The 13340-nt window shown below is 36.8% G+C and carries 11 protein-coding genes; 3 read left to right on the top strand and 8 right to left on the bottom strand.

The window, feature by feature from the left end:
* Nucleotides 1-86 precede the first annotated feature (86 nt).
* The gene (locus QM524_RS17625; RefSeq protein ID WP_283345574.1) at nt 87-272 is read left to right on the top strand and encodes a hypothetical protein; all 186 of its coding nucleotides are present in this window, start codon (nt 87-89) and stop codon (nt 270-272) included.
* Between the two features lie 481 nt (nt 273-753).
* Here the strand turns inward: QM524_RS17625 and QM524_RS17620 are convergent, their stop codons facing one another.
* From QM524_RS17620 to QM524_RS17595, 6 genes are all read right to left on the bottom strand, one after another.
* Nucleotides 754-3312, bottom strand: coding sequence for a DUF5686 and carboxypeptidase-like regulatory domain-containing protein (locus QM524_RS17620; protein ID WP_283345573.1), 2559 nt, complete (start codon nt 3310-3312; stop codon nt 754-756).
* Nucleotides 3313-3717: 405 nt separating this feature from the next.
* Complete coding sequence (locus QM524_RS17615; protein ID WP_283345572.1) at nt 3718-4299, bottom strand: non-canonical purine NTP diphosphatase; 582 nt, start codon at nt 4297-4299, stop codon at nt 3718-3720.
* 126 nt (nt 4300-4425) lie between these two features.
* Nucleotides 4426-5316, bottom strand: a complete 891-nt coding sequence (locus QM524_RS17610) for an FKBP-type peptidyl-prolyl cis-trans isomerase (RefSeq protein ID WP_283345571.1) — start codon at nt 5314-5316, stop codon at nt 4426-4428.
* Nucleotides 5317-5528: 212 nt separating this feature from the next.
* Complete coding sequence (locus tag QM524_RS17605) at nt 5529-6401, bottom strand: FKBP-type peptidyl-prolyl cis-trans isomerase (RefSeq protein WP_283345570.1); 873 nt, start codon at nt 6399-6401, stop codon at nt 5529-5531.
* A gap of 282 nt (nt 6402-6683) precedes the next feature.
* Nucleotides 6684-7547 carry an FKBP-type peptidyl-prolyl cis-trans isomerase gene (locus QM524_RS17600; protein ID WP_095161362.1) on the bottom strand — a complete coding sequence of 288 codons (864 nt, stop codon included), beginning with the start codon at nt 7545-7547 and terminating at the stop codon, nt 6684-6686.
* A gap of 33 nt (nt 7548-7580) precedes the next feature.
* The gene (locus QM524_RS17595; protein WP_095161361.1) at nt 7581-8603 is read right to left on the bottom strand and encodes a DHH family phosphoesterase; all 1023 of its coding nucleotides are present in this window, start codon (nt 8601-8603) and stop codon (nt 7581-7583) included.
* A 289-nt stretch (nt 8604-8892) separates the two neighbouring features.
* Here QM524_RS17595 and QM524_RS17590 point away from each other — a divergent pair, with 289 nt between their 5' ends.
* Together QM524_RS17590 and QM524_RS17585 are read left to right on the top strand one after the other, a co-directional pair.
* Nucleotides 8893-9312, top strand: coding sequence for a nucleoside-diphosphate kinase (locus QM524_RS17590; RefSeq protein ID WP_095161360.1), 420 nt, complete (start codon nt 8893-8895; stop codon nt 9310-9312).
* A 116-nt stretch (nt 9313-9428) separates the two neighbouring features.
* Complete coding sequence (locus QM524_RS17585) at nt 9429-10814, top strand: sodium:solute symporter family protein (protein WP_283345569.1); 1386 nt, start codon at nt 9429-9431, stop codon at nt 10812-10814.
* Between the two features lie 98 nt (nt 10815-10912).
* Here the strand turns inward: QM524_RS17585 and ftsA are convergent, their stop codons facing one another.
* Together ftsA and QM524_RS17575 are read right to left on the bottom strand one after the other, a co-directional pair.
* Entirely contained in the window at nt 10913-12277 is a 1365-nt protein-coding gene (ftsA, locus tag QM524_RS17580) for a cell division protein FtsA (RefSeq protein ID WP_095161358.1), read from the bottom strand.
* 113 nt (nt 12278-12390) lie between these two features.
* A complete protein-coding gene (locus tag QM524_RS17575) occupies nt 12391-13128 on the bottom strand; it encodes a cell division protein FtsQ/DivIB (protein ID WP_166578624.1) in 738 nt (245 codons plus the stop codon).
* Nucleotides 13129-13340: the final 212 nt, after the last annotated feature.

The following is a 13340-nucleotide window of genomic DNA, read 5'->3' as shown; positions in this document are numbered from 1 at the left end:
ATAGCTTCAATTATCTCGAATTTCTAAGAATAGCCCTTTTTTACCAATAACAACACAACATTCAAAAATTTAAAACTCTTATTGCCATGAAATCTATCGCAACTAACAACAAGCTTTCTGTTTATAAATCTACTGTAGCAAAATTCAACAACCAAGATAGCCTTAACCACAAAACGGCTTCGATTATCTCAAACGTTGGTGCTCAGTATACTGCTTCTATCATTTCGAATTTCAATGATAATGCTACTGCTTCAATTATCTCGAATTTCTAAGCAGTTGTTTGTCCTAGCCATAAAACAAAAAAATCCTTAATTTGTAGACATTCGCAAAACCGCTCAAGTGCGAAAAGTAAAATTATAAATCTACAATATTCTAAATTTCAAATCGCAAGTTTACATTCGGTCAAAAGGTACTTTTGACAATCAATCATCAAATTTTTTTAGCTAATGTCTTCGACTTTAGGAGGCACGTAGATGTCGATATGCTATAGAAATGAACCAGAGGGGAAACTCAGTAATTCTACATAATGGAAAATACTCAATTATACGCATTGCTCAATACGTATAGCCCTAAAGGTTCATTTCTTTTTTTTGGATTCACGGCACTGTAATATACTTTTTGTACAAAGTAAATACCTTATCGCAAAAAAACTATCTTCAACAAAGACATTTTCGATATCTGACAGGGTATAGCAAAATAAGAGACTTAACAAAAAACTCCTACCAAACATTACGTTCAATAGGAGCTGGTAACTTAGAATGAAAAATGTACTGAACCTTTGATGGTAAATTTATCTGGTAATTTACCCGATGGTGACAAATGGTCTAAGTAAGTTAGGCGATGAAATGCCTGAAGTCTAAATATTTTGAAGATATTATCAATACCATAACCAACCTCAACAAACGGTACATTGGGATCTAAGCTAGAGAAATTAAACCTTGATTCCAACAAATTAGATGGGTGTCTAGGGTTAAAAATTGGCATTGCATCATCCATTAACTGTTTATTGCTATGTTTTTGGCTACCGAACAATACATTGGCTGTTGCCAAAAGACGCCATTTCAATTGACGAATCGCAGGAATTCTATTGAATAATAACCCTTCGAAATTGTGGTTGTATTGCATTGAAACAAACTTATCGCTCACGAACTCAAAATAGTGCATCGTATTAAAAGCTGCTCTATTGAAAAATAAGGTCTGATTCCCTAAATGTGGATACAATAATGGCGCTGGCAAACTTGATGGAGTATAACCCGCTTGCAACAAATAAGACGAGCGACCGAGCGTACCTAATCTAAATGTTTGATATACTTTTGCGGTAAATTTATGATAGTCAAAATCGCCATTTAAAACTCCTTTCAAACCCTTTTGATAAGTAAGCGTTACAACTGGAACACGTTTGGTGTCGAGAGTAATTCGTTCGTTGCCGTCCATGATATAAGTTTCATTTTTAGCAAAACGAGCTTCTAATGTCAAAAAGGTATCATCATAATAATCTCTTGAAGGAGATTGTTGATTCATTTCTGGATTAGTACGGTATTTGAATGCAAACAAAGGATCAAAATTTCGTTGAATCAATGATGCCGTTAAAGTAATGCCTTTAGTCGGCTCAGTTTTAATGAACGCTTCATTTTCTCGACGATAAAACGCTCCAGAATATAATCCCCAGCGCGTAAAAGCGTAGAAAATTTTATTGTCTGAAATCAATTCAGGTGTTAAGCCTATGCGCTCTAAGTCATAAGAATGTTTAATTCCTGCAACAGTCCAGTGTCTTCTAGATAAAATATAATTAGCCTCCGCCCCATATTTCATCTTCAAATCTCTTGTACCAATTCCAGCAAACCCTTTAAAAACCCAACGCTTGCTAAAGGCTGCATTAGTTCTAAAGCCCATTCTTAAGCGCATTCCCTCGATTCGGTTGAAGGCAATAGAATACAAATATGGGCCAATTTCGATACCATCGAAACGCTTGTAACCACTTGCAACAATCTCCGCAATCTCTACATATGTACGTACGATAGGCACATTACGAACGGTATCTATCAACTTAGACGCTAATACATCTTGAGCACTAAAAGGCTCATGACGCGCTTGTTCCCAAAACTTAGGATCTGCTTCTTTTGAATCTTCGGCTACTTCGACAGGAATATCATAAAACGCTAGAGGCTTTGGCTGATTTATCACAAAGTCTTTGTTGGAGATATACATTTTCAAAAGCATACCTGCCGAGTTTTTTGAAATTTCAGCAATATCAATCAAAAAACGTGTTTTTGCTGGAAGCCAAGCACCTTCAGAAGTTTGTGTTAACTCCTGAGAAATTTTAATTTTATCGATGAAGTTGATATTGGCTTCTTTACCTACAGTAGCGTCTATCTGAACCAAAGCATAAGTAGTGGTATCGATATAAGCTTTTCCGATAAACACCAAATCTTTATCGTTTTTTGGGTCAAACTCCATTCCATAGCAGATATGCCCATCGATATCGGTAGTATCTGCCAAATACCACTTATAGGTTCCTTTCCAGTTTTCACCTATTGGCGAAATAATATCTTTTCCTAAAAACGCTACGTAGTTATTATAAAAGTTGTAGTTAGCAAAAAGATTTCCGCCCACCAACTGTGACACAAATCCACCTTCTTTGACGCCAACTCCTTTTACATTATTTTTAAGCACCATCTCTTTTTTACGAGAAGGACTTTCACGATAATAATACTTTGATACTGTTTCGGAAATGAATGTTGGGATAACTGCCTTTCCATCTTCGCCAGCCATTTTTTCAAATTTGCTAATAGCGCCTTGGATTTGCTTCATAACCTTTTTCTTCTTGAACTTTTCTGAAATATTATCTACATCAAGTTCCATTTTCGAATAGGAATCATACTCGTAGGCACTCAAACGCTTACGGTCATTTTTATCACTATTTTCACGAAGTTTACGAAGAATTTTAAAAGCAGGATTTTCTCCAGAATAAACAATTACCTCATCTAGTGACTTGGCTTCGCCTGCTAACTGAAAATCAATAGTTTGATTTGCTGACTTTTTATCTATGGCTTTGGTACGAGTTTTATAGCCTACTGTACTTACATAGAGAGAATCGCCTAATTCTTTTGCACGAATAGTAAAAATACCCTCAAAGTTAGTTTGAGCGCCTATATTTTTACCTTTGATACCGACTGTGGCAAAAGGAAGCGGATCACCATTTTTTGCATCTGTAACTCTACCTTTTATGACGAATTGTGCTCTTGTAGTTAGGGTTGTTAAGATTAGAATGGTTAAAATTTTTGTGAATAAAAAGAGGTTTTTAGTGCACATGTATAAGACAAGTGATTTTGATTCCAACATTTCTCGGATAATACTCGGATGGCGATAATGTTTTAAATCTGTGATTAGATATTTTATAAACGGAAAACTAAACAGCTGGCTACTTGAGCCATTAATTTAAAGAGATTTTTTATTCAAATTTGGAAAAAGAAACTTAAAAATACAATTTATTAGTATGACAATTAAAAGACACTTCACCCTCTAACTTACTGAAGATAAGTCTATAATCTTGTATAGCAAATCTCCATTCCTTTTATGTGCTGTACATTGAATATGTACGAAGAAAAAGTTATAACTGGTTGCTTAAGAGCGTAGAATATTTTTGGGGTACAATTCAGTTAATGAATCATTGAGGTTATTTTTTATTTCAAATCAAAAAGAAGTTTTCACTCCTCTCTAAATTTCTTTCAAGAATTGGACTAATTTTTGGAAAGCTCGTCCTCGGTGAGACATACTGGCTTTTTGTTCCATCGTCATTTCAGCAAATGTTTGCTCATAACCATCTGGCACAAATACAGGATCGTAGCCAAAACCGCCTTCGCCTCTTAATTCTTCGATTATTTGTCCTTCTACGATACCATCAAATTGGTGAATTACGCCATCCAATATCAAAGTAATAACTGTTCTAAATCTTGCTTTACGACTTGCTTTATCTTTTAAATTGGTCAAAAGCAAGGCTATATTATCGGCATTATTACGATGGGCGCCTGCATAGCGTGCCGAATATACCCCTGGCTCGCCATTGAGTGCTTCAACTTCTAAACCTGTATCATCTGCAAAACAGTTGATATTGCTATAATTATCAAAAAGGTATTGGGCTTTTTGTAGAGAATTGGCTTCAAGGGTATTACCTGTTTCGGGTAACTCTTCTTTGCAGCCTGTAGCTTCAAGAGAGATAAGTTCGAACTGCTCGCCGAGCATGGCTTGAATTTCTTGCAACTTATGGGCATTGTTCGTTGCAAAACACAACTTTTTCATAATAATCATTCAAATTTTAGTTTCGGGCTATACTTTTCATGTCAAAGCCTTCCTCTGCTGAGAAGAAGGCTTTGATATTTTTTGTAAAACTACAAAGAAAACAGTTGAGTACTACCCTGACTGTCATTATTTTACTGACACTACTTCTACTTCAAATTGTAATGAAGAATAAGGAGGTATCACATATACACCAGTAGTTTGATTTACACTACCACTACTTGAATACCCAATATTTGACGGAAAGATAAACACCGCTTTTTCTCCTACCTTCATTCTTGCAACACCTTCTTCGAACCCTCTAATTGCAAGATTTGCACCAACGGTAAAGTCCATAGTATTTGAGTCAAATTGAGCATCATAATAAAGTTTGTTATTGGCATCTACTTTTCTCATTTCAAAAAGCAACTTTCCTGTGTACTTCAGTGACACTTTTTTGCCTGCTGTTAAAGACTCCCCAGTAGGATTAGCACTTGTTACTGCAAATCGCAAATCTGTAGAAGTTTTGGTAAATGACAATTGCGGATACTTTGTTGCGATGTATTTGTCAATATTCTCGTTTTCGGTAAGCGTATTTAATAACTCAATCTCAATAATCACAGGATCACCATTACTTTGAAGTTGAGGGAAAATAAATTTACCTTTATCGCCTACACGCATGATGCTCAACGGATAATTGAACACACTGTTATAAGCTCCGAAAATATAATCATAAGCAATTTTCTGATTAACTCTTGAGCTATCGACAATAGTACCTGCAAGGTTTTTAATGACAAAGTTAATTGACGACAAGTCACCTACCACAGGAACACGACCTGAGGGATTTGAATTGTTGATTTGAAAATAAAAGCCCGAGGCATGTTGTTGTACAGCAAGATTATTATCAGTGATATATTTCTTTACTGCTGCTTCATTCTGTTTTAGTTTCTCTGTTGCAGCTGGGTCTGGATCGCCATTACTCATACAAGAAGTCACCAAAAATGCGCAGCTAATCGCTAATAACCAGAAGAGTTTTTTCATAATAAATACAATAATTGGGGTTTAAAATTGCAGAATCTTATGGCTTTGCATATATCTGCTATCAAAAAATAAAGAGTTAGATGTTAGAGCATCTTATCCCAAAGACTCCAAAGCTAGCAAAATGGTTGTATCAACACCTCCATTCCTTACAACTTTATCTTTTTAAAAGGATTACTTACTCTAATTTCTAACTCTTTAGATAATATTTACTATTAATTATCGCTTACAGCAATTACTTGTACATCAAAAATCAATGGTGATTCTCCTGGAATCTTCGGTAAAGAGCCTGTTGTACCATAGCCAATAGATGATGGGAAAATAAGGGTTGCTTTTTCTCCAACTTTCATCAACTCCACACCTCTTTGAAAACCTGTAATAGCCGATGAACCTCCAATGGTAATTTTGAAAGTATCGGTTTTAGCAACGTTCGAATCGAAGATGAATCCATTTAATAGCTTTCCCGTATATTTAACTTTGGCAATTTTACCACTTGCCATATAGTCGCCTGTACCGTCTTGAGTACGGATATAACGTAAGCCATTGGTATATTTTGCTGTTACCTTAATCTTATTAGCCAAGATATAGTTATCAATATAGGCTGATTCACTGTATGTTTTAAACCATTTTACATCCAAACGAATTGGTGAGTTTGCAGGTAAATTTGGAAACGTTTGTGACCCCAACGCTTGAGTAGATGGAATTATAAATGAACCTTGTTGGCTTTCATGCAACAAAGGAAGTGTTTTCACAAAAATACTGGTACTATTACCATAGATAAACTGGAAAGGTTTTCCTGTCACAGAGCTATCTATCTTCACCCCATCCAATCTCGAAATGGTGTACTGTACTCTTACAGTATCGCCAGAAGTCATAACACGCCCGCTAGTATCACCCACAGCTGTATAGTAAATACCGTTTGTTGCTTTGGTAAATGATAATGACTGTGAACTTAAATATGTCTGAATTTTGGTTTCGTTCTGCTTAACGATTTCGTCGTCCTCTAAAACGATCGTCGATAAACAAGAACTCAATAGCACTACAATCGCAAACAGCCCCAACACATATAAACTTTTGATGTTTTTCATCTTTGATGATAATTACAGATTGTTAGATTAAAAATTAGCTTGGAATATCTTTAACTGAAAACTCCTAAACATAAAGTATTCACTTTACTGGAACAGACAGTCTTTCATAGTGTAAAATAACGACAAGCAATTGTGGAATAGTGCTACTTGGCTGTTAAAAACTGTTAAAATTAGCAGTTTTGCACTTTAGTATGAAGGGATTTCCAAAAACAGACAAAAGTGTAAGATGTATCCGAGAATACCGCCTACACTTTTATCGGATAATTACTTACAACCTTGATATTATTTTGACGCTGTGAAATCAATTACTTCAACCTCGAATACCAATGCAGAGTTGCCTGGGATTGGGCCTTGTCCTTGCTCGCCATAACCAATAGCTGGAGGAATAACGAATGTTGCTTTACCACCTTTTTTCATCAATGTCAATGCTTCGTTAAATCCTGGAATCATTTGTCCGATTGGCATATCAATTGGTTGTTTGCTTTGGTCAAATACTTTACCATCCAAGAATTTACCAACATACATACACTTACAAACGTCTCCTTTTTTAGGACTAGCACCAGTACCTTCAGTTGTGATTGAGTAGTACAAGCCTGAAGCAGTAGTTTTGAATGTTTTTCCTGATTTTGCGATATAATCTTCAATCAATTTTGGAAGTTGTGTCTTACGCTCTTCAGCAGCTTGCTTTTCTTTTTGAGCGTTAGCAGCCATTTCTTTATCAAAATCAGCACGAGTTTGTACTTTCAAGATTTTAACAGAATATTTCAAATCTGTTCCTTTTTTGATAAATGGAGGCAATTGTTGTGCACCTTTTGACAATGAATCTACTGGTACATAAATTGTTGCACTGTCACCCTGAGCAAGTAATCTCAAACCATCTTCGAAGCTACCTTTAAAGCCTGATGCACCTGCTGGTTGAACCATAGCACGTGCTGGGTTTGCTTCTGTTGACTCCTGTAACAATGAATCTGCGCTGTTATAAATTTTCGCAGTAAAAGTGATGATATCGCCATCTTTTAATTTCTTCGCCTTGTCGTCATGATTGTGAATTTGGATCTTCACATTTTCAATTACCTCTACACGATTTTTGTTACATGCAACTACTAAGCTAGCAGCAGCCATAACCATGGTAAGTTTTTTAAGCATTTTTCTGATTATTGTAAAAAATTGATTTTAATTCTATTCTACTTTTAATAATTCCTCTTGATACTCTGGCAAAATTGAGAGTAATTTAGCGACTGTTCCTTCTACGCCCAATCCTGTTGTTTTTCCTCCTGCCGCATTTTTATGTCCTCCGCCATTAAAATACTTAGATGCCAAGCCATTTACTGCAAACTGCTCTACCGAACGGAACGACATTTTTACAGCTTCTGGGCGATCTACAATAATTACTGACATGACAATGCCTTCTACTTGTAAACCATAATTTACAATCCCCTCTGTATCACCTGTTTGAGAATTGTATCGTTTAAGCTCCTCAGCAGTTAACACAAAATACACTACTCGATATTTAGGCAATACCACCATTTTTTCGGACAATACAAATCCTAAAAACTTCAGGCGCTCTACCGAAGTACTATCATAGATACGACGATGGACCAAGTTGGTATTGACGCCCAACTCCATAATATCTGCCGCAATACGATGTACTTCTGGCGTGGTACTTGGATGTCTAAAAGAACCCGTATCAGTCATAATACCTGCATACAAGCTTTCACCGATTGGAACATCGATGAGATTTTTATCACCCAACAATACAATCAGTTGATAAATCAACTGCGCTGTTGCCGAAGCTTTTGTGTCATGGTATACAAAAGTAGCAAAGCTTTCAGGATTGATGTGATGGTCTATCATCACTTTGGTAGCTTTTGCTTTTTCTACATATTCGGCCATTGCTTCAATGCGACCTAATGCAGAAAAGTCAAGGCAAAAAATTAAGTCTGCCTCATTTATGTATTTTATGGCTTGCTTTTGAGCTTTTGAGTCTTCAAAATTAAGAACCTCATCATTTCCCTGCATCCAATTCAAGAACCTAGGATAATCAGATGGAGTGATTACCTGTACTTGATGACCTTTTTTCTTGAGATAACCTGCCAAACCTAGCGACGAACCTAAAGCGTCGGCATCTGGCTTGTAGTGAGTGGTAATCACAATCCTTTGTGGGGTAGCGATTATCTCACGAAAGGCTTCGAAGTTTTGCATTCTATTAGTGATTTCTCCTAAAAGAGTTTTATTTTAAGTTAATTAGCCCACAAAGTTAGAGAATAGTTTACAGTTTATGATTTATCACTTGGAGATTTTTGAAATATTCGAGTGATTTAGCCTTAAAATTGCTATATTAGGTAGGTAATCGTTTGAAAATCAAGCAAAGAGTATATCAAGCCTATAAAACCGTATAGTTATTTCTTTGAATGGTGAGAAGAATATCCTTGGAACTTGATATAATCAGATATAATTTTGTATTAAACAAAAATCATATAATACCCATTTTATGGCTACTAACAGAACCTTTACAATGATTAAGCCAGATGCTGTAGCAGATGGCAACTCAGGTGCAATTATCAAAATGATTGAGGAAGCAGGCTTCAAGGTTATTGCAATGAAAAAAACATTGTTGACTCCAGCTCAGGCGGGCAAATTCTATGAAGTTCACGCTGAGAGACCGTTCTACGCTGATCTTTGCGAATACATGTCTTCTGGTCCTATCGTACCAATGATTCTTGAAAAAGAAAATGCTGTTCTTGATTTTAGAACACTTATTGGTGCTACTGACCCAGCTAAAGCTGACGAAGGAACTATTCGTAAAATCTTCGCAAAGTCTTTGAGTGCAAACGCCATTCATGGTTCTGATTCAGACGAAAATGCAGCTATTGAAGGTGCATTTTTCTTCGCAACTACTGAGCAATACTAGGCTATTGCTGAGTAACACTTCAGATGCAACATTAATCACAGAAGCTGTCTTACCGACAGCTTCTGTTTTTTAAGGCTTTTGATTAAATATCATTTTATTTACCTCAATTCCGACACATGCTCCTTTTCTTTATCCTTGGATATTTATCGGTGAATCTTTTGGTAGGCTGGTGGGCTTCAAGCAAAATATCGAGTACCGAAGATTTTGTACTTGCAGGACGTGGTTTGTCCTTTGGGCTTTCGTCGATGGTTACTTTTGCGACGTGGTTTGGCTCAGAAACCATGATGGGAGCTCCCGCAGAGTTTATAGAAAAAGGTATCTTAGGAGTGATAGAAGAGCCTTTTGGAGCAGCGCTGTGTTTGATTTTGGTAGGCTTGTTTTATGCAAAAATTTTCTATAATCTGAATATCCTCACCTTTTGTGATTATTTCAAATTACGATATGGAGTTGCCGCAGAATATGTATCGGCATTCCTAATGGTTCCTTCTTATTTTGGTTGGATTGCCGCCCAGCTTATTGCGATGGGTACAGTTTTGGAGGTAGTAGTTGGCTGGCCTTTGTATGTGGGAATATTAATCAGTGCCATTTTGGTGATGGTTTACACCCTAATGGGTGGAATGTGGTCAGTTTCAGTAACCGATTTTTTCCACAATATTTTGCTAATTATTGGATTAATCATTCTCACGGCAATCATGCTTGATAAAACAGGCGGACTCAAACCTGTGATAGCCTCTACGCCACAAGATTTTTTTAGAGTAATACCCAAACGGTTTACCCTACTCGAATCGGCTTCTTACCTCACAGCTTGGATTACTGTTGGATTAGGCTCTATTCCCCAACAAGATATTTTTCAGAGAGTTATGGCATCTAAAGATGCAAAAACGGCTGTTCGATCTTCAGTTACAGCGGGTTTTCTGTATTTGTCTGTAGCTATGCTACCTTTATTTATTGCCTTAATGGCAAAATACCTTCACCCCGAACTTTTACAGCATGATGCCCGTATGATTATCCCAAACATGGTGATGGAGCATACCAATACATTTATACAAATCTTGTTTTTCGGTGCTTTAATTTCGGCAGTATTGAGTACAACGAGTGGAGCTATATTGGCTCCTGCGTCTGTCATTGGTGAAAATATCATTAAACCACTTTACCCTAAACTAACAGACCAACAATTACTTTTTGTGATTAGATGCTCTATAGTTGTAGTGACTATAGCAAGTATATGGATGGCAACCTCAAGGCAAAATATCTTTGAGTTAGTTGGCGAGTCCTCAGCATTTAGCCTTGTATCACTTTTTGTGCCATTGACGGTAGGATTATACTGGAAGAAAGCCAATACTATAGGCTGTATTGCTTCGATGATATTAGGATTTAGCTCTTGGTTTATTTGCAATTTTGTATGGAAAACGGAGTTTCCTGCTTCCCTTATCGGGCTTATAGTTAGCTGGATTGCTATTTATGTCGGGTCGTATATTCCAATTAAGTCTCTAAGATCTTAATTGGAATAATACTTCGACATACGATGTTGACCATCAGATGTGAAGGTTTTAGAAATTTTATTTGTAAGGATTTTATAAAATATCAAAAATCAATCTGACTAATACTTATCGTCTTCGCCCAAATCATCTCCTAGAAGGCCTTTGCCAAATTTTTTGAGACCATCTAGCCACGAACCCTGTTTCTTTCCCTGTCTTACTTCTTTTTCTGGTTCGCGTTTTCTTGGCGTATTAGGTGTAACAGTTACTGGCGGTACAACCTTAGGTTCTGTTTTACGCAAAATTTTATAACTATCTTCACGTTCATCGATTGAACGAAGCCCGTTCCAAACTAATCCTACAGCCGTTGCGAAAGATGGGTTTTTCACTTCTTCAGAAATGGTACGTCCAAGATTTTCGTTAGGATACCCTAGTCTTACATCGCGTCCTGTTACTTTTTCAAACAACTCGCAGATATTCGGTGTTTGTACAGAACCTCCCGTAAGAACGATACCACATGACAAGCGATTTCCAAACCCTGAACGGCTAATTTCGGCAACCACGAGTGCTGCGATTTCCTTCAAACGCTCCTCAATAATGATAGATAGGTTTTTTACCGAAACAACTTTTGGCTTACGTCCATTGATACCAGGAATCGAGATAGTTTCTTCAAAAGGTACCTGAGAAGCTAATGCATTACCAAAACGTACCTTCAGTACCTCTGCATGTTCATTCGAGACATTACATCCTTGCTCAACGTCGGCTGTAATGATATCGCCAGCATAAGGCAATACCGAAATATAGCGAACGATATTTTTATAGAAAATAGCAATTTCGGTAGTACCGCTACCGATATCTACCAAGGCTACTCCACTTTTCTTTTCTTGCTCTGAAAGTACTGCCAATGAAGCTGCCAACGGAGAAAACACCAAACCACCTTCGATTTCCATTTTCTCTTTTGCACGCTCGATACAGCGCTTAGTTTTATCCAAAGCCAGTGTAGGAGATGTAATCATTAGAAAATCTCCTTGTAACTTCAAACCACTAATACCTACAGGTTCTTGAATACCTGTACTAGAATCTACCACGTATTCTTGGGGTAAGGTATGTACGATTGAGTTACCTTGAGAAATGAAGGTACGCTCTGCGTCACTAGCCACTTGGTCTACGTCTGTTACTGTAACCTCCTCGCCTGAGGTGTTACGAGTAATCATGGCCTTGTGCTTAATTCCCGCAATGTTTGGACCCGCAACACTAGCGATAACTCCACGGATATCGATATTCGCTTGTTGCTCAACTTGCATAATCGCGTTGCGAACGGCGTCGATTGTTTTGTTGACGTTCAAAACAACACCCTTCGAAACTTGACCAGTAGTATCGCCTTTGCCCAAGCCAAGTATCTCTAACTTTCCCATGTTATCGAGTCTACCAGCTACAACGCTTACTTGCTTGCTACCTATGTCCAATCCAACAATTATCTCACTCATGCGTTTTAGAAGTTTTAGTGATCCTTCAGTCAATAAACCCCAATATAAATGTAATAGCAAAAACTACATAATACGCCTCAACCTATAACACTATTGATTAACAACTGAAAACCTTATTCACAAACAATCTGATTCTTATATTTAACACTAATCTTTTTATAAAAATCCCAACCTTTGACTGGTAGAATCTCCTTATATAAAATTTTGATTTTTTTAAATTTAGCCTCTAAATCCATGGCTAATCCTAGCTCAATAAAGTGACTTCCAAATTCGGGTATTAAAGTAACTCCCCCATCTTTTTCAACAATAAGCTGGGTAATTTGAGACTTCCAAAATTCATCATCACGAATAAACTTTATCAGTTCTATAATAGACTTACTTTGTGCGTCTTTTAGGGATTTTTTACCCGTAAAGTAACCGCCCGAAATCAACAACACTCGCTCGGTGTGGTGAGGCGATAGCCCAATCATTGAACCATCCTCTACCAAGTAGCTATCATATTGAGTATGGTTGGGACTTTTGCTCGACAAGATTCTTGCAATAGGAGTATGTTCTTGCACCGTAATAGTCATTTGTCCACTCAAATCTTGGTGTGCCTGACATGATTTAATCAAAGGATTTGCCAACACTTTTCGTTCAATTGCCTTCAGATTTATTCTACTAAAAGGCTTGCCTTGAGGGTCTTCGCTTGGTATTCCAGTGACTACGTTTTGAACATCATACTCTTTTACAAGTAGATTTTTGTTTTCACTCTCTATTACAACCTTAATCTCTTTACATTTTTGTTTGCTATGAATTAGATTAGCTCCAAAAATGGCAACCGCCACCGCTACCACTGATACGATAAGCACTATAGTTCTCTTGAATTGTACTTTTAGTGGCAAATCAATATGGGGTTAGTGTTTACACGTTATTACTATTTTTTAGCCAAGCAGTTAAGGCTACAAGATTTACACGAAATTAGTATTTTTTTCTTATGTTTTACTTAAGAGGATTTTATTAAAATTTTTAATAACCCTAAAAAAGCAATTTTAATCACCGAATTTATTACAAGAGTGCAACA

Source organism: Flectobacillus roseus (genome assembly GCF_030056595.1).
GTDB classification, from domain to species: Bacteria; Bacteroidota; Bacteroidia; order Cytophagales; family Spirosomataceae; genus Flectobacillus; species Flectobacillus roseus.
The sequence above is the reverse complement of the archived record's forward strand: the minus strand, read 5'-3'. Positions and strand labels throughout refer to the sequence as shown.